The 18721-nt window shown below is 48.0% G+C and carries 17 protein-coding genes; 3 read left to right on the forward strand and 14 right to left on the reverse strand.

Annotated features, from left to right (window positions below; translation table 11 throughout):
- Positions 1-155: 155 nt before the first annotated feature.
- The 10 genes from mdh to dnaE all read right to left on the reverse strand — a co-directional run bounded on the left by mdh (position 156) and on the right by dnaE (position 12885).
- Positions 156-1088, reverse strand: coding sequence for a malate dehydrogenase (gene mdh, locus KNO86_RS04070; RefSeq protein ID WP_074033422.1), 933 nt, complete (start codon positions 1086-1088; stop codon positions 156-158).
- 37 nt (positions 1089-1125) lie between these two features.
- Entirely contained in the window at positions 1126-2394 is a 1269-nt protein-coding gene (gene icd, locus KNO86_RS04075) for an NADP-dependent isocitrate dehydrogenase (RefSeq protein ID WP_214694005.1), read from the reverse strand.
- Between the two features lie 99 nt (positions 2395-2493).
- Positions 2494-3606, reverse strand: coding sequence for a citrate synthase (citZ, locus tag KNO86_RS04080; RefSeq protein ID WP_214693233.1), 1113 nt, complete (start codon positions 3604-3606; stop codon positions 2494-2496).
- 185 nt (positions 3607-3791) lie between these two features.
- Positions 3792-4256 (reverse strand): DUF441 domain-containing protein, encoded by a 465-nt coding sequence (locus KNO86_RS04085; RefSeq protein ID WP_074033425.1) that lies wholly within the window; start codon positions 4254-4256, stop codon positions 3792-3794.
- 67 nt (positions 4257-4323) lie between these two features.
- Positions 4324-6066 (reverse strand): pyruvate kinase, encoded by a 1743-nt coding sequence (gene pyk / locus KNO86_RS04090; protein ID WP_214693235.1) that lies wholly within the window; start codon positions 6064-6066, stop codon positions 4324-4326.
- Positions 6067-6159: 93 nt separating this feature from the next.
- Positions 6160-7128 carry a 6-phosphofructokinase gene (gene pfkA / locus KNO86_RS04095; protein WP_214693237.1) on the reverse strand — a complete coding sequence of 323 codons (969 nt, stop codon included), beginning with the start codon at positions 7126-7128 and terminating at the stop codon, positions 6160-6162.
- A gap of 160 nt (positions 7129-7288) precedes the next feature.
- Complete coding sequence (locus KNO86_RS04100) at positions 7289-8239, reverse strand: acetyl-CoA carboxylase carboxyltransferase subunit alpha (RefSeq protein WP_214693239.1); 951 nt, start codon at positions 8237-8239, stop codon at positions 7289-7291.
- Positions 8217-9071, reverse strand: a complete 855-nt coding sequence (gene accD, locus KNO86_RS04105) for an acetyl-CoA carboxylase, carboxyltransferase subunit beta (protein ID WP_214693241.1) — start codon at positions 9069-9071, stop codon at positions 8217-8219. Before accD ends, KNO86_RS04100 begins: the two co-directional genes overlap by 23 nt.
- A 14-nt stretch (positions 9072-9085) precedes the next feature.
- Positions 9086-9640 (reverse strand): FadR/GntR family transcriptional regulator, encoded by a 555-nt coding sequence (locus KNO86_RS04110; protein WP_214693242.1) that lies wholly within the window; start codon positions 9638-9640, stop codon positions 9086-9088.
- Positions 9641-9717: 77 nt separating this feature from the next.
- Positions 9718-12885 carry a DNA polymerase III subunit alpha gene (gene dnaE, locus KNO86_RS04115; protein ID WP_214693250.1) on the reverse strand — a complete coding sequence of 1056 codons (3168 nt, stop codon included), beginning with the start codon at positions 12883-12885 and terminating at the stop codon, positions 9718-9720.
- A 102-nt stretch (positions 12886-12987) separates the two neighbouring features.
- On the opposite strand from dnaE, the gene KNO86_RS04120 reads away from it, so the two are divergent.
- A complete protein-coding gene (locus tag KNO86_RS04120; protein ID WP_074033430.1) occupies positions 12988-13179 on the forward strand; it encodes a YtzJ family protein in 192 nt (63 codons plus the stop codon).
- Between the two features lie 16 nt (positions 13180-13195).
- Here the strand turns inward: KNO86_RS04120 and KNO86_RS04125 are convergent, their stop codons facing one another.
- Positions 13196-14164, reverse strand: a complete 969-nt coding sequence (locus KNO86_RS04125) for a DHH family phosphoesterase (protein ID WP_214693252.1) — start codon at positions 14162-14164, stop codon at positions 13196-13198.
- A gap of 75 nt (positions 14165-14239) precedes the next feature.
- Between KNO86_RS04125 and KNO86_RS04130 the strand changes: the two genes are divergently transcribed.
- Positions 14240-14554 carry a YtpI family protein gene (locus KNO86_RS04130; protein WP_074033432.1) on the forward strand — a complete coding sequence of 105 codons (315 nt, stop codon included), beginning with the start codon at positions 14240-14242 and terminating at the stop codon, positions 14552-14554.
- A 42-nt stretch (positions 14555-14596) separates the two neighbouring features.
- Here the strand turns inward: KNO86_RS04130 and KNO86_RS04135 are convergent, their stop codons facing one another.
- Positions 14597-15907 carry a DRTGG domain-containing protein gene (locus KNO86_RS04135; RefSeq protein ID WP_074033433.1) on the reverse strand — a complete coding sequence of 437 codons (1311 nt, stop codon included), beginning with the start codon at positions 15905-15907 and terminating at the stop codon, positions 14597-14599.
- A 165-nt stretch (positions 15908-16072) separates the two neighbouring features.
- Between KNO86_RS04135 and KNO86_RS04140 the strand changes: the two genes are divergently transcribed.
- Positions 16073-17170, forward strand: coding sequence for a M24 family metallopeptidase (locus KNO86_RS04140; RefSeq protein WP_214693254.1), 1098 nt, complete (start codon positions 16073-16075; stop codon positions 17168-17170).
- Between the two features lie 42 nt (positions 17171-17212).
- Here KNO86_RS04140 and KNO86_RS04145 read toward each other — a convergent pair whose 3' ends face one another.
- A complete protein-coding gene (locus tag KNO86_RS04145) occupies positions 17213-17935 on the reverse strand; it encodes a metallophosphoesterase family protein (RefSeq protein ID WP_214693256.1) in 723 nt (240 codons plus the stop codon).
- 11 nt (positions 17936-17946) lie between these two features.
- Positions 17947-18672, reverse strand: a complete 726-nt coding sequence (locus tag KNO86_RS04150) for an SDR family oxidoreductase (protein WP_214693257.1) — start codon at positions 18670-18672, stop codon at positions 17947-17949.
- Positions 18673-18721: the final 49 nt, after the last annotated feature.

An 18721-nucleotide genomic window follows, 5' to 3' on the forward strand; every position in this document is an offset into this window, starting at 1 on the left:
TGTCACTCTCTATTTTACAAATCAAAGCTTGCAACGACCAACCTCAAAGTAAATCTTTACAAAAACAAAACAAATCCACTTTCAGTGTAGCATGCCCCACATGATGGAAACCGCAAAAAAGTGCTTCCCACAAAATTGTAGGAAGCACTTTCTTCTTATAAGACGCCTAATACGGAGCGGACCGAGTCGGCAGAACGTGAAAGTGCTGCTTTCTCCTCATCCGTCAAGTCGAGCTCAAGTACTTGCTCGATGCCATGTTTCCCAAGAATAGTCGGGACGCCAAGATACAAATCGCTAAATCCGTACTCGCCTTCTAAATAAGCAATAGCAGGTAAGATTCGACGCTGATCTTTTAAAATCGCCTCGACCATCTCTACGATTGCGGCAGCTGGCGCATAATACGCCGAACCGTCACCTAGCAGTTGGACAATCTCACCGCCACCTTTACGTGTCCGTTCGACGATTTGCTCGATCCGCTCATGTGGTATGAGTTTTTCAAGCGGGATTCCCCCGGCGTACGAGTAACGCACGAGAGGCACCATATCGTCACCATGTCCTCCGAGAACAAACCCGGATACATCTTTGACGGAAACGTTTAATTCTTGAGCGACAAACGTCCGGAAACGAGCCGTATCCAGCACACCAGATTGTCCGATGACGCGTTCTTTCGGGAAACCCGATTCTTTGAACGCCGCATAAGTCATCGCATCTACCGGGTTCGTCAAGACAATCAAAATCGCTTCCGGAGAATAGCGAGCAATCTCTTTGACGACAGAACGCATGACGTTTGCATTCGTTGCAACGAGATCGTCTCGACTCATCCCTGGCTTACGCGCGATTCCCGCCGTGATGACCACAATGTCCGAATCAGCCGTATCGGCGTAATCCGATGTTCCTGTGACCCAAGCGTCAAACCCTTGAATCGGAGCCGTTTCTTGCATGTCGAGCGCTTTCCCTTTCGTCGGTCCAACTTTTTCTTCCATATCGAGTAGAACGACATCCCCTAGCTCACGTTGAGCCAGGTATAGTGCAGTGGTTGCACCGGTGAAGCCACTTCCAATTACAGAAATTTTGTTACGACGAATCATGAGCTCTCCCCCTCAATTGGCGACTTATTCGTTTGAATTACATGTTTTTGATCAATTCATCCGCAAATTCAGAACACTTCACTTCTGTCGCGCCGTCCATGAGACGTGCGAAGTCATATGTGACAACTTTCGAAGCGATTGTTTTCTCCATTGAGTTGATGATGAGGTCAGCCGCTTCGTTCCAGTTCATGTGGCGGAGCATCATCTCACCTGAAAGGATGACTGAAGATGGGTTTACTTTATCAAGACCTGCGTATTTCGGAGCTGTGCCGTGTGTCGCTTCGAAGATTGCATGTCCTGTGATGTAGTTGATGTTCGCACCAGGTGCAATCCCAATTCCACCTACTTGCGCCGCAAGTGCGTCTGAGATGTAGTCTCCGTTCAAGTTCATCGTCGCGACGACATCGAACTCACGTGGGCGTGTCAAGATTTGCTGGAGGAAGATATCAGCGATCGAATCTTTAACGATGATTTTCCCTTCAGCTTCTGCTTTCGACTGAGCTTCGTTCGCAGCTGCTTCGCCAGACTCTTCTTTGATGCGGTCATACTGTGCCCATGTGAACACTTTGTCACCGTATTCAGCTTCAGCGAGTGCATAACCCCAGTTTTTGAATGCACCTTCTGTATATTTCATGATATTCCCTTTGTGTACGAGCGTGACCGATTTACGGTTGTTATCAATTGCGTACTCAATTGCAGCACGGACGAGACGCTCTGTCCCTTCAGAAGAAACAGGCTTGATGCCGATTCCTGAAGTCTCTGGGAAACGGATCTTGTTCACGTTCATTTCATCTTGCAAGAATTTGATAAGTTTTTTCACTTCGTCGCTTCCTGACGCGTACTCGATTCCTGCGTAGATATCTTCTGTATTTTCACGGAAGATGACCATGTCTGTATCTTCAGGACGTTTTACTGGTGAAGGAACACCTGTGAAGTAACGAACTGGACGAAGGCATGTGTATAAGTCGAGCTCTTGACGAAGCGCAACGTTCAATGAACGAATTCCACCACCGACCGGTGTCGTAAGTGGTCCTTTGATCGCAATCAAGTACTCGCGAATTTGATCGAGTGTTTCTGTCGGGAGCCACTCACCTTTTTCGTTATAAGCTTTCTCCCCAGCGTATACTTCCATCCATTCGATTTTCTTGTCGCCGCCGTATGCTTTTTCAACTGCAGCATCGAATACACGAACAGCCGCGTTCCAAATATCAGGACCTGTTCCGTCACCGATAATGAATGGTACTGTCGGAACGTTTGGTACGTTCAATACACCGTTTTCAACTGTAATTTTTTGTCCTTGTGTCAACATAATGAATCCCCCTAAGTACATTACTGTAGGTCGACGCGTACGCCGACCTACGTCACTTGTTAGTTTACCAAACTTTTGTCTAAAATGTGTCTCGAATTAACGTTCGTTCACAGGAACATATTTACGGCTTGTTTCACCGACATATTCCGCACGTGGACGAATCAAGCGGTTATCCGCATATTGCTCGAGAATATGCGCAATCCAACCTGACATCCGTGATACGGCGAAGATTGGTGTGAATAAGTCTTCTTCAAGACCGAGCGCATAGTATGTTGATGCCGAGTAGAAGTCGACGTTTGGTTTCAATCCTTTTTCTGTTTCAACGAGATGATCGATTTTCTCAGACATCTCATACCACTTCGGCTCGCCGATTTGAGCAGTCAACTGGCGGCTCATTTCTTTCAAGTGCTTCGCACGTGGGTCGCCGTCTTTGTAGACACGGTGACCGAAGCCCATAATTTTTTCTTTGCGTTCAAATTTACCACGTACATATTCTTCAACACGGTCGACCGAGTCAATCTCATGAAGCATTTTCATAACTGCTTCGTTTGCACCACCGTGAAGCGGTCCTTTGAGTGCTCCCATTGCCGCCGTCACACCAGAGTACATATCAGAAAGCGTCGCCACACAGACACGTGCCGTGAACGTCGAAGCGTTCAATTCATGGTCTGCATGAAGAATGAGTGCTTTGTCGATTGTCTTCTCTGCGACTTCGCTTGGTTCTTCTCCATTCAACATGTATAAGAAGTTCGCTGCATAGGAGAGACCTTCCTTCGGAGCGACAGGTTGCTCGCCTTTACGTAGACGTGCGAATGCCGTCACGATTGTAGCGACTTGAGCTTGAAGACGAATCGCTTTACGCATGTTTGCCTCGTCACTCATGTCTTCAGATTCTTCATCATATAGAGCAAGTTGTGAGAGCGCCGTACGAATCGTCGCCATTGCATTGGCTGATTTCGGTGCACGGGCTAACGTATCAATCACTTCTTCTGGCAACGTCGCTTCTTTCACGAGTGCCTCTGAGAGCGCTGTCAATTCCTCTGCATTTGGTAAGCGATCATTCCACAATAAGAATACAACTTCTTCAAATGTGGCGTTGTCCGCTAAATCATCAATGGTGTATCCTCCATAAGTCAATTGTCCGTCAATAATTGAGCTGACTTTTGAGGCTGCTGCCACAATACCTTCTAACCCTTTTGTCGTTGACATTCATAACTCCCCCTCAGTCTTGTTTGAAAGTAGTCGACCGTAAAAACAGTCTGTGTATAGGGAATAAGGATACGGGACGGGCTTCTCCCCTGCATTCACCCAGTCTCCGTTTACCCTGTCCTTTATATAGTATAAACAATTTATTGCAAAAAAGAAATGTAAGCGGCTTCAGTTGTCAGAAAATATCAAAACCATTTTTCAATGACTTGATATCCACCTAAAATCAAGGCTGCAATTCCAGCTCCAATCAACGGTCCAACAGGTACGCCTTTCATGAATCCGACCGCTAGAATCGTGCCTGCGAGAAGTGCCGTCGTGACGACCGGGTCGACGCGCATCAATTGCACGCCTTGCGCCGCTGCTAAGGCTACAAATATTCCTGAACCAAATGCAACGATTCCAACTGGACCACGAATACTATTCCACAATTCTTTAAAACCGATATCTCCGGTTGCAATCGGGACGAGTACGGCAATGGTAATAATCGTCACACCCCAATTGATTCCTTTCGATGCAAGTGTCGGAAATAATTGATCACCAAACCCTAATGCTTTGATGATAAGTAACGCACTGCTCGCGATAATGATTGACTGGTTTTGTGCAATGACGCCAATTAGCACCAATAGAATTAAAAATAAATATGCACTCATACGTATTCCTTTCTTCGAACGGAAAAAGAACCGACCTTTGTAGAAGGCCGGTTCGATTGTCGTTCAATTATGCGTTGTAGATTTTACCTGTGAGTGGGTCGATTGAAATCATCTGACCGTCACGAAGTGAAGTTGTAGCTGTATCCACACCTACGATGACTGGCTTACGGAGTGATGGTCCAACGATACCAGCGTGGCTCGTCAATCCGCCGTCTTCCGTGATAATTCCAGCCGCTTTTTCGATGGCAGGCATCATTTCTTTATCTGTGAATGGCGCGACGAGAATCATGCCGTCTTTCGCTTTCGCGTTTGCTTCTTCCGCATTTTTCGCGACAACGACTTCTCCAACGACACCGCGCTCACCGATTCCACGTCCGTCTGCGAGAGCATGACCGACGATGTGGACTTTCATCATGTTCGTCGTACCAGCTGTCGCCGCAGGAATACCAGCTGAGATGACAACGAGGTCACCGTCAGTGACGAATCCAGCGTGACGTGCTGCTTCTGATGCTTGAACCAACATTTCATCCGTGTTGTTTGGCATCGTCTCAGCAACGATCGGGTATACGCCCCAAACGAGGTTCAATTGACGAGCAACGCGCTCTGATTCAGTGACTGCGATGATGTTCGCTTCTGGACGGTATTTCGCCGTACGAGCAGCTGTGTATCCTGATTGTGTTGGCGTCAAGATTGCTTTCGCGTTCAAGTTGATTGCTGTGTGAGCAACCGCTTGTGAGATCGCATCCGTTACCGTATGCTCACTGCGCTTCTGACGATCTTTCAACAAGTTTTTGTAGTCAAGCATACGCTCAGTGCGTTCTGCGATTGCAGCTTGCATTTGAACTGACTCGATTGGGTAGTCCCCTGCAGCTGTTTCACCAGAAAGCATGACTGCATCTGTTCCGTCCAAGATGGCGTTTGCTACGTCAGATGCTTCCGCACGTGTCGGACGTGGGTTACGTTGCATCGAGTCGAGCATTTGCGTAGCAGTGATGACCGGCTTACCGAGGTCGTTACACTTCTTGATCAGTTCTTTTTGAACAGGTGTTACTTCTTCTGTCGGGATCTCGATACCGAGATCACCACGAGCAACCATCAAGCCGTCAGAGATTGCCAAGATTTCTTCGATGTTATCCACACCTTCTTGGTTCTCGATTTTCGGGTAAATCTTGATGTGTGACGCGTTGTGTTTTTCAAGAAGTTGACGAATTTCTACCACGTCAGACGCACGACGTACGAACGATGCTGCGATGACGTCGATGTCTTGTGAGATACCGAACTCGATGTCCGAGATATCTTTGTCTGTGAGGGCAGGAAGGTTTACCTTGACGTTTGGCAAGTTAACACCTTTCTTCGTCTTGATGATTCCTTCGTTTTCGATTACGCAACGGAGGTCGCGGTTCGGAAGTTTTTCAACGACACGGAGTCCGATGAGACCGTCGTCGAGCATGATGTGTGAACCGACTTCTACGTCTTCGTAAAGACCTTCATACGTTACAGAGAAACGATCTTTCGTTCCGACGATTTCTTCGCTTGAAACGATTGTGACTTCTTTCCCTTTTTCAAGAAGAGCTTTTCCATCTTCAAACGTATGTGTACGGATTTCTGGACCTTTCGTGTCAAGAAGGACTGTGACCACTTTCCCAGCTGCTTTCGCCGCTTCACGGATGTCACGGATACGTGCACCGTGCTCCTCATAGTCACCGTGTGAGAAGTTGAGACGGGCAACGTTCATTCCAGCTTCAATCATTTCAGGAAGACGCTTCTCAGAAGCCGGTCCAATCGTACATACAATTTTCGTTCTACGCATAATATAAAAACCTCCTAGGGGATATAGTGCAACTTACATACAGAAAACGGGGGGCCATAGACCTGATCCCGTCTCTGCAACTTCTTAAATCGTTTAGATCGACAATTGGTTGACGAGGTCAATCAATTGCATATCGATTGTGTGCTTGTTATGGTCGAGCGCCTCATCGATATCAAGATCCATCATCTGGTTATTACGGATTCCGACGACGCGGCCCGCTTTCCCTTCAAGAAGAATCTCGACAGCGTAAGCACCCATACGGCTGGCAAGTACACGGTCTGCAGCAGTTGGGGAACCACCACGTTGGATGTGTCCGAGAATCGTAACACGTGTTTCTGAGTTCGTCTTCTCGGCAATCAATTTGCCGATTTCTTCAGCACTTCCGGCACCTTCAGCAACGATGACGATTGAGTGCTTCTTACCGCGCGCAATCCCGTGGTTGATTCGTTCCACGATTGCATTCAACTCTTCTGGACGTTCTGGGACAAGAATCGACTCCGCGCCACCAGCGAGACCAGAATAAAGCGCGATATCACCAGCATCGCGACCCATTACTTCAATCACATACGTACGTTCATGAGATGAAGCTGTGTCGCGAATTTTGTCGATTGCGTCAAGCGCTGTGTTGAGCGCTGTATCGAAACCGATTGTCGCATCCGTTCCCGGAATATCGTTATCAATCGTACCAGGAAGGCCGATTGTTGGGAATCCGAGTTCCGTCAATTTTTGAGCTCCGCGATAAGAGCCGTCTCCACCGATGACCACGAGGGCATCGATATTAAACTTCTTCAACTGTTCTACTGCTTTTGCACGTCCTTCTTCAGTTCTGAATTCAGGACAGCGTGCAGAGCGAAGGAACGTACCTCCACGTTGAATGATGTCGCCGACTGATCCAAGGTTTAATTCGACTAAATCACCTTCGATTAATCCTTGGTAGCCGTTATACACACCGTACACTTCAAGACCTTCGAAAATCGCTTTTCGGGTCACGGCACGGACAGCAGCGTTCATTCCAGGAGCGTCTCCTCCGCTCGTTAATACCGCAATACGTTTTAAATTCACGTCACTCACCTCTTATGTGTTTTAACGAAATCTGAAAATAAAATACCATGTCTGACCTTTGTTTTACAACACAAGTATGTGAAAAAAATGCATAGGGTATGTTACAAAGCAGTCACTTGATGAATGAATAACTCTATATTCAAAGCCATTGTTACCGTTTTCACTCACTAATTGTGCCAATTTGATGATATTTGGTCGCACGTCCTTGAATGAGCTGAGAAGTCGACAGATCGAGCAACTCGTTCATGTGCTGTAATAATACAGGTTTCAAGAGTGATGACTGTAATGACACATCGACATGCGCGCCCCCATACACTTCCCCTACAACTTCATCCACAATCCCTAGGTTGAACAAATCTTGTGCTGTAATTTTCATTGTTTCTGCTGCACGTTCTGCTTGTTTGGCATCTTTCCATAAAAGTGCCGCTGCACCTTCTGGCGAGATGACCGAGTACGTACTATTCTCAAGCATCAACAATCGGTCGCAAACACCAATTCCAAGCGCACCACCAGAACCGCCTTCTCCGATTACAACGGAAACGATCGGTACTTTCAACGTCGCCATTTCAAACAAGTTTCGAGCAATCGCTTCACTTTGACCTCTCTCTTCAGCGGCTTTCCCTGGATAAGCCCCTTTCGTGTCAATGAATGTCAAAATCGGACGGTTGAACTTCTCGGCTTGCTTCATGAAACGCAAAGCTTTTCGGTATCCTTCAGGATGAGGCATCCCAAAATTCCGCTTCATGTTTTCTTTCGTATTCCGACCACGCTGATGCCCGATGATGGTCACCGGAACACCTTCGAATGTCGCAAGTCCCGATACAATTGCCGCATCATCATACCCGTGTCGATCGCCATGGAGTTCCATGAAATCAGGGAACATATGATGGATGTAATCGAGTGTTGTCGGACGTTTCGGGTTTCGCGCCAATTGTACGCGGTCCCACGGTTTCATATTCCCATAAATATCTTTTTCTAATCGGTCGAGCTTCAACTCCAGGTGACGAATCTCACGTGATAGGTCAATCCCTTTCGTTTCGGCTGTCTCACGCAATTTGTTTAACTGTTCGGTCACTTCTTTGATTGGGTCAAACATGTCGAACACCCCCATCGTGTAATCCGATCATTTTCTTCAAGAACGAACGCATCTGTTCACGATGGATGACCGCATCCAATTGTCCAGACTCGAGTAAGAACTCTGCCGTCTGGAAGTTTTCCGGAAGTTTTTCCCGAATCGTCTGTTCGATGATTCGTCTTCCCGCAAATCCAATAAGCGCTCCAGGCTCTGCGACGTTTAAGTCGCCAAGCATCGCAAAACTTGCTGAAACCCCACCTGTCGTCGGATGTGTCAAATAGGCGATGTAGAGAAGTCCCGCCTCATCATGTTCTTTTAAAGCGATGGACGTGTTCGCCATCTGCATCAAACTGACCATCCCTTCTTGCATTCGTGCGCCACCTGACGCCGTGAATAAGACGACCGGAAGACGAAGTGATGTCGCTTGGCGAACAGCAGAGGCAATCGCTTCGCCTACGTAAGCACCCATCGACCCCATTCGGAATCGAGCATCCATCACGCAAACGACGAGTGGTAGTCCATCAATCGTCGCTTTTCCGCAAACGACCGCTTCTTCAATCCCGGTCCGTTCACGGTCTTTATTCAACTTTTCTTCGTAATCCGGAAAATCGAGCGGATTCGCTTTGACGGAAGGTCCCGCAAACCGTTCGAAAGAACCTTCATCGACGAGCATGTCGATTCGTTCCTGTGCATGAAGCGGAAAATGGTAGCCACAGTCACATACCTTATGGTTTTCGTTCAACTGTTTTGTATAATGCATATATTTACAAGATGGGCACTTCGTCATCAATCCCTGTGGAGCGTCAATTTTTGGTTCTCGTTGACGCAACGGCATATATCGTTTCGGTTTCTTGAAAAAAGCAGTCATCGCTTCCCCCTCGTTCATTCCGGCATCCCCATTCCACGCCACGTCTCGACAAAACGCTTACGTTCTTCGAGCGTATATAACTCCCCAACATCTAGTCCCTCAAAAAATCGGTTCACTTCGCTCCAAATCCTGATGAACAAGTCATTCTTCAACTGAAAAATGAGTTGCTGACGAAACGTTCGATCCTCTTCGATCACTGCCTCTAATTGAGCTAGTCGCTCCATCGTCGGCTCTACTTCCGAAAACGCCATTCGCTCTAACAGTCTAAGCATTTCGATGATATCGGTCGCTTTCGTCTGTTTCGTGACGATGAACTCCGACAAAATCTCGATGTAGCGATGTCGGTCCTGTTCACATAGGAAAGTACCCCCGCCGCGCCTTGTCTCGACGATACCTAAAAAACTCAATGCGCGTAACGCCTCACGAACGGAGGCACGACTAATAGCTAGCGTCTCCGCAAGTTCACGTTCGGATGGAAGTCGATCCCCCGGGACCAGTGACGATTGGACAATTAATTTTCGTATCTTTGAAATATTTTCGTGAAATGTGGATGCGTGTTTTTCATGCATCTGACCGTTCAACTCCCTTATTTGGATCACTTATCAATCTTAAGTGGTCAGACCAATTAGTGCAATTATATCATCATTTAGGACTTGGTACTAGTTTCTGGACCAACCATTTTCATATCGACTCGTTTTAAGACAACATTCTCTTCTCCGAATCGCCTCTTCGCCTCTGACACATATTCCTCGTTCGGGTTGATTGCAAAAGCGGATGCCAGTTGTTTCACTTCTTTTGAATCCGTGAACCGACAAACGACCGGAACGTCACCCTGTGCACGCTGAATCCAATCTTCTAGTTCAGAGAATCGATCTAACGTGAGCCTTACGAACAAAGCTTGACCATGTAATGGGCGCACTCGTTCGACAATCAATTGTTTGCGTCCATCTCGCTCGTTCGAATGGACTTCAAGCAACAAAATGTTTCCTACGTAGAGGGAGCGACTGAACTGGGCAAAGGTTCTTGGAAAGACGACGACTTCTTCTTGCGTCACCCCATCGTCTACCATCATGACACCCATCCGCTCTTGCTTTTTCGTCATAAACGTACGCACGTCATCCACATACACGACTAGATACCCGTTCGTCCCGTGCAGAACGTCTTCAATCGTGGAGGGCTCAATTCCCACGTCCGGAATCGTCGTAAGCGGCGAGTGCACAACCCATGTTCCGAGTGCTTCCCGCTCTTCTTCAGACCAGTTTGGTTCTTTCGCTTTTTTCTGCTTAAGCCCGAGTGATGATAGTTCATCTGGTAAGAAGTGCGTACCAGCCTCTTCACGTAAACGTTCGACTGCTTCAAACGCACTCGTCCGATCACCGTGATACATTCGGTCAAGCGCTCCAGCTCCTAGCAAACGTCTCAACTTGAGTTGATCTTTACTCTTCCATTCCATCGCTTCTTGAAGAGTCCGGACGTCTTTTAGCTGTCCATTCAGCTCGATGAGTCGTTCGACGTCTCGTTTCGTCAGTCCTTGAATCGCTTTAAGCCCAAGACGGACGCCAGGACCTTCAAGTGTCGCATCGGCATGACCGTGCAATACGTCTGGCGGATACACAGGGATTTTGTCTTTACGCAATAGTCTCACGAGTTGACTTGTCTTCTCCGACGTCACGACATGGAAAACACGTGGATAATGCGCTTTGACGTAAGCCAATCGATAACTGATCAAACTGTAGGCGACCGCATGGGAACGGTTAAACCCATACCCTGCAAACTTTTCAATCCAAGAGAAGATTTGTGACAAGACATCTCGGTTCTTTCCTTCAGATTGACGTAAAAACCGCTCTCGTTCTCGTTCAATCGTACCGGTATCTTTTTTGGCAATCGCTCGTCTGATTAAATCCGCCTCGGCATATGAATATCCACCGAGTTTTCGAAGAAGTCGCATGACCTGTTCTTGATAAACGAGCACGCCATATGTCGACTTCATGATTTCTTCGACGTCCGGGTGAATCGGTTGATATGGCATACCATGTTTTCGTTTTGCATACGTTTCAATAAACTGCATCGGTCCTGGTCGATAGAGCGACATCGTCACGACGATATCCTCAAACTCTGTCGGTTTGACTTGGCGCAACGCCTGTTTCATACCCGACGACTCAAACTGGAAGATTCCGTCCGTCTCTCCTCTTGCTAACAATCGGTACGTTCGGGCGTCATGTAAGGGAATGGTCTTTAAGGAGAACATCGCGTCACTCTCGCGGGCCAATTCCTCCATTTGACGAAGGCGAGTCAAGTTTCGGAGCCCGAGCAAATCAATTTTGAGTAGTCCGATTTCTTCCAAATCCTTCATATTATATTGGGTCACATGATCCTCGAGTTCGGGTTGAAGTGGTGTCACGTCTTCAATCGGTTGACGACTGAGTACAACCCCAGCGGCGTGTATGGATGATTGACGTGGCAACCCTTCTAGCTGTTTCGCAATCCGAATCAACTGTTGACGCTTCTGGCTACCTGCGAACCATTTCATCTGTTTTGGATTCGCCATCAATTCGTCCAACCCACCTGATTTCACTTGTTTACTTGCAGCCTGCCCTTCTTCTAACGTCATGCCGAGCGCCCTCGCGACGTCACGGATGGCCGCCTTTGCCCCAAAGGTTGCGAGTGTACCAATCTGCGCCGCATGAGCCTCCCCATATTTCGATAGCACGTATGAAACGACTTCTTCCCGACGCTCATCTTCAAAATCTAAGTCAATATCCGGCATCGAGACGCGTTCCGGATTGAGGAACCGTTCAAATAGGAGGCCATAGCGAACTGGGTCGACTTCTGTAATGTGCAGTGCAAAACTGATGAGCGAGCCGGCCGCCGACCCCCGACCTGGACCGACCTCGATCCCGGACTCACGGGCGAATCGGATGATATCTTCGACAATCAGGAAATACGAAGAAAACCCGGTCTTGGCAATGACGTCAAGCTCAAACTTCGCTCGTCCGATATACGGCTCTTTCATCAGTTCCATCGCCTTTAACCGTTCACCGACGAGCCGCTTCAACTTTTGATCAGCGTCCGGTAACTCTGGAATCGCGCCTTCCGCTTGTGGAAGCTGCTCGAGTTGAATCAGTGCTTCAAATCGCTCAAGTTCGCCCAGTTCATCTGCGGTGAACCAGTCGTTCATTTCGCTTGGAAGCCGCACGTGCAATCCTTTTTGACGTACATCCTCCTCTGACATCACTTCGCCTTCTCGAATGGCAGAGATTGCCCGGAAACCCTCCACATCTTCAGGTCGCATATATCTCGTTTCAGGGACCGGAATCAATTGGACGGCAAGCTCTTCTCTCATCATGCGAAGTTGCTTTAACAGCTGTACCTGTTCTGTCGTCTGCGGTGCCGGGAGACCGAGCCATAGTCTGTTCTCGTCTACAAAAGACAGCAGTTGATGATAAAGACGACGTCGATGGACCGGGTCGCTCGCTTTCCAGTTTTCCGGTAGGACAATGAGGGGCATCGTCGTACGTTCATCGATCCCGCCTTTCTTGATGATTCGGTATTGCTCTTGTAGTTCTGCTTCGTTCGAAGCATAAGCAAGTACCGACACATCGAGCCCGTCTAGTCGAAGGACGGTTCTCAGTCCGATGAGCGGCTTCACCCCATAGCGTTTGCAGTAGGATAGAAACGACGGCACACCATAAAAGGCATCGTCTGCGATGGCGACCGCTCGACTCCCTCGCTCTGTCATCTGCATCACATATTGTTCTAGTCGAATCGTGCTTTGTAGTAAGCTATAAGCAGTTCTGACATTAAGATGAATCATCTTCGTCCTCCTCTCTATTTAATGATATTGTCAAACTCAATTCTCCACTTCTCTGATACAATAATTATAGACAAAACTCACGACAAAAGGGGGCAAAAGCGTATGATTATCAATCGGGGACAAATTGCGCGCGATAAGTTAGAAAAATTACAGAACGGTCAAACCGTCTTTGCGGACAGTCCTGAAATCATCGACCGACTTCGAAAGTATATTGCAGAATATCAACTCGATGTCGTCGAAGATGTGACCGACCGCGGCACGTGGTTTATCCCACAAGAAAACGGAGACAAATGAAGAGAGCTGACCGCGGTCAGCTCTCTTCATTTTCTTCAAACGTGAACTCTCCTGCGACTTCATTCAAAGCAGCAATGACGTCATCCATTTCATCCCACGTGTTAATCGTGGCACCTGACGCCATCGGATGGCCACCACCACGGTAACGCTTCGCCACTTCATTGATGACAGGTCCTTTCGACCGAATCCGGACACGAATCTCTTCTTTGTTTTCGACGAACATGACCCAACATTTCAATCCTTCGAGGCCAGAGAAGCTATTGACGAGTTGCGATGCCGCTTCCGGGGACGCATGGAACGTCCGGAGCACATCTTTATCAATCTTCACATACCCGACGCCTTCTTCTGTGACATTGACGTGCTGTAACACATACCCTTGTAACTGTAGCGTCGCTAAGTTGGTCTTATACATGTGTCGGTACAGTTTGTTCGTATCGATGCCTTTGTCAATCAATCTCGAAGCAATCTCAAACGTACGTGCCGTGGCATTACGGAACTGGAAGCGCCCCGTGTCACCTACGATACCGGCATATAATAAGAATGCCGCTTCTTGATCGATCGGATAATCCCAAATGTTCGCCAGCTCCACAATCATCTCGGACGTCGAACTGACCGTGGTGTCCACGATTTGTGTCATCGCATACGGGTCTTCATCAGGGTGATGGTCGATTTTAATGATTGTTTTTCCTTTTAACGCATATGGTCCATCGATTCGTTCCTGATTCGCTGTATCTAGAATCAAAACGAGCGCATCCTTATACATTTCTTCCTCAACGTGTTCCATCTTTCCTAAAAATTCAAGGTCGGGCACCATACCGCCGACTACATAGATCTTTTTATCCGGATGAACCGACTTTAAAATACGTTGGAGCCCGAGCTGGCTCCCCAATGCATCGGGGTCTGGTCTGACATGTCGATGAATAAAAATGGTGTCAGCCGCCTCGATTTCTGTTTTGATTGAATCCGCTTTCGCCCATGCCCACATGATGATTCCTCACTTTCCTACACACTATTATGGTATGATGATAACAGATTACGAGAAAGAAAGGGGTTCCTTCACTTGCAACTTGTCATGATTGGACTCATTTTGTTTGCGCTCGGAGCGTACCTTGTCTTCAAGCGTCGTGCTTTTTTGACAAAGACGCCAAACCGTAAAGCCTTGTTCAATACACAAGCTTTAATCTGGTTAAGTTTATTCCTCGCGCTATTCGCCGCGAACCAAATGGTTGGTGGATTCGGTTTGAATTCATCGGTCGGTTGGATTGTCAGTATCGTCATGTTGGTCGTCGGCTTAGGCAATGCGGTCGTTGGATTTATCCGTTACCGTAAAATCTATCCGCTCGCCGCAGAAGAACCGACGAATACACCTTCATAAAAAGAGAGCACCCGCTACTCGTGTAGCCGGTGCTCTTTTAAGTTACCGATCAATCAACTGTGCCGTGACAAGCGCCTTGGCGACAAGTTGTGTACCTTGTGTCATCTCCACATCAACTTTCCCGAACTTCCGCCCAAGATCGAAGACGTTTGCCGACACTCGAATCTGACTCTCAATCTGAATCGGTTTCATGAAATAGACGGTGATGTTCTCGACCACCAAATCCCCTTTTTTCATATGACGCAGACTGCGCGTCGCCCCTTCGACTAACAAAGTCGTCAACACACCTGATGACGCGGTCCCCATATGGCTCGTCATTTGCGGAGCAACCTCGACAGTAAACGCCGTACCGTTCGACGCAGGATCTTCTTTCAATTGGTTCGTGATCATGTTGTCGAACGTTTCACCGACTTGCGGCTGACGATTCGCAAGCTGCAACGCCTTCAACACATCTTGACGACTGATGATTCCGAGCAAGCGACCATAGTTATCGACGACAGGGAGCATCTCAATCCCTTCCCATACCATCTGGTGCGCAGCGTTGGTCACGCTCGTCTGGACGCCGACCGTGATCGGGCTCTTTGTCATGACTTTCTCGATATCATAGTCGTGCGATTTGTCGATTACATCTTTCGCAGTAATCACCCCGACCACCTTCATCTGCTCATCGATGACCGGATAACGATTATGCTTCGTCCGCTCATTCAATTCGTGCCAACGTTTCACCGTGTCATCCGACTTCAAATAAAACGTGTCATGAAGCGGGATGACGATGTCCGAGACAAGTAGAATCTCTTTTTTGATGAGGCGGTCATAAATCGCTCGGTTGATCATCGTTGCGACGGTAAAGCTGTCGTAAGAAGTCGAGATGACGGGCATATCATACTTATCCGCCATTCGCTTTACTTCATCCGTCGTATCAAATCCCCCTGTGATCAACACGGCCCCTCCGGACTGCAAGACGAGTTCATGCGCCTTCTCCCGGTTTCCGATGATGACGAGTGAATCGACATCGATATAACGCATCATCGCTTCCAATTTCATGGCGCCGATGACAAATTTAGATAATGTCTTATGCAAACCATTTCGTCCACCCAACACTTGTCCGTCGACAATATTGACGACTTCGGCAAATGTCAGCTTCTCAATATTCTCTTTTTGTTTACGCTTGATCCGAATCGTCCCTACACGTTCGATGGTAGAGACGAAGCCTAGGTTCTCAGCTTCTTTGATGGCCCGATAAGCCGTACCTTCTGATACAGCTAACTCTTTGGCGATTTGGCGGACCGAAATTTTTGACCCAACATCGAGTGACTCGATATGTGCTATGATCTGTTCATGTTTTGTGGTCATACGCGGAGTCCCTTCTCTCAATACATTTTCTACTCTTTCTAGTATACTGTATCAGTCAAACTTGTTCAAACTGTACTAATCAAATTGCAACATTTCCTTTCTGTTTTCGAAACAGCTATAATAGACGAGTAGTCAACGTAAGAGTGAGAAGGGAAGGGATTCATCTTGAATCAACGCACCAATCAAATTGCACAATCTTTAGCGACGAAAGGATTAGACGCAGCATTCGTCACATCAAAGGCATCTGTATTTTACTTCTCGGGAGTATACGCAGAAGCACACGAGCGGCTGATTGCCATCCTCGTCCTAAAGAATGGGACAACTGCCATCATTTGTCCTGCCCTTGAAAAAGGAATTGTCGAAGCGAGTGACTGGTCAGGTGAAATCGTGACGTACATGGACCACGAGAATCCGTGGGATAAAATCGTCAAGTTGTTCCTCGATAACCAAATCGTTCCTGAGCGTATCGGGATTGAAGGCGAGCATTTGACATTCAATCGTGTCGAGCAACTCCGCGCTGGTTTTGCCGGATTGTCGATTATCGATTTGACAGACGAACTCCAAACGTTACGCATGATCAAATCACCGGATGAAGTACGTATAATGAAACGTGCCGCTGAACTTGCAGACATGGCAATCGAAGCAGGAATTCGGTCACTTCGTGAAGGCGTGACCGAGCTCGAAGTCATCGCGGACATCGAATATGCAATGAAACAACAAGGCGTTCGTGAAATGTCATTCGACACACTCGTATTGTTCGGTGAAAACAGCGCTGACCCTCACGGTGTACCAGGTAACAACCGTTTGAAGAAAGGCGATTTCGCCTTGTTCGACCTCGGTGTCGTCTGGCAAGGGTATTGCTCGGATATCACCCGAACGGTAGTCTTCGGTGAAGCGAGTACGAAACAACGTGAAATTTACGAAACGGTATTACAAGCAGAAGAAGCAGCGATCGAGATGGCGAACGTTGGTACGACGCTCGGAGCGATCGATATCGCAGCCCGTCAAGTCATCACGTCCGCTGGATACGGTGAGTACTTCACGCACCGTATCGGTCATGGAATCGGAATCGAAGTTCATGAACATCCATCGATGGCGGCGAACAATGACATGACAGCCCAAGTCGGGATGACGTTTACGGTCGAACCAGGTATTTATCTACCGGGCGTAGGTGGTGTCCGCATCGAAGATGACCTCGTCATGACAGAGAGCGGTCCGATTACGTTGACGAGCTATCCGAAAACACTTCAAGAGATTCAATAAGAAAAAGGTGGGGTCCAAGGACCTCACCTTTTTACGCACTCTTCAATAGAACAATCGGAACATGACGTCGCGTTGCGGAACTTCATAACGTTCCATTTTTTCTAGAAATGTTCGTTTGTCATAAGGCACAGCCCGCACATCAATCTGCATCCCATTTTCCCCGTCTGACAAAATCGCGAACCGCGCAAGTTCATCTCGTGCTACACCGAGCGCACCTGGATTGACGTACCGCTTCTTCTCGTCTTGGAATAGGTGAACCGGGTGGTGATGTCCAAATAAGATGACATCCCCATCGTACTCTCCATACAACCGTTGCATGTTTTCAAGTGTCGGCTCTAGAAGATCATGGAATGGTTCTTCGACGATGGTAGCTTGACGCTTTTCGCTCGGGATGTGGTAATGGATACCGAACGCCTTCTGACTAGCCAACTCACCCGTGATTGTCCGCGGAAGAGACCCAAGAACATCCACATATCTAGATTGAAGATGACGCGCGACCCACTCGTGATGCGGTCGCGTATGCGCATAGCTTTCTGGATGTCCCTGTCCGGCTAAAAGCGAGACGACCGCTTCATCATGATTACCGGAAATCATGTGTGCCCCGCGGTCAATCAATCGCTCCATGACCGCGTTTGAGTCCGGACCCATCGCAATCATGTCACCAAGTGACCAGATGATGTCGACCTGCTCTGTATCTAACGCATGAAGGACTGCCTCTAGCGCCTCTAGATTTCCGTGAACGTCAGTCACAACGCCAATCTTCATCGCTCTCCCCCTCACTTTCGATACTGATGGACAACGTTGACCCCGCCGGTCACATCGATGACGGCGCCCGTAATCATATCTGATTCCTCATGCAACAGGAAGGAAATGAGTCGTGCGATATCCTCTCCAGTTCCGTGTCGTCCGACTGGAGTTCCTTCATCGATTTCCGCCTCCTCGATACGCATCTCTTTTTGAGATCCGACGATGTTTCCTGGATTGACCATATTTGCCGTAATCCCAAAAGGCGCTTCCTCAAGAGCGACCGATTTCGTCAAACTGACGAGTGCCGTTTTTGCTGCCGCAAACGCTGAACGGTGAATCCATCCGGGAGCTGATGCACTTTCCGGAAACCCGTATGAGATGATGCGCCCGAAACGATTGGAGCGCATCGAAGGAATCGCGCGACGCATCAACCAAAACGAGGCAGACAGGTTACCTGTCACCACTTCATCCCACTCCTCATCCGTCAATTCGACGAGCGGTTTCCGTTCAAAAATGTATGGACCCGCATTTAGAATCAAGGCATTCGGTTCACCAAACCGCTCGACCGCCTCCTCATAAGCCGAGAGCAGTTGTTCGCGGTTCGTCAATCCTGCCTCGATCATATGTATCCGCTCATGTTCCCAATCAATCGGATTCCGCTGCAATATACTGACGTGCCACCCTTCTTGCAAAAGACGTTCTGTCACGACACGCCCAATCCCTTTCGCACCAGAAGTAATCATTACATGTTTCATCGTCCAACCTCCTCCGCCTTATTTTACCCGTTCTTTCACGTGAATTCCA

It is taken from the genome of Exiguobacterium sp. s160 (assembly GCF_018617575.1).
Classification (GTDB): Bacteria; Bacillota; Bacilli; order Exiguobacteriales; family Exiguobacteriaceae; genus Exiguobacterium; species Exiguobacterium aestuarii_A.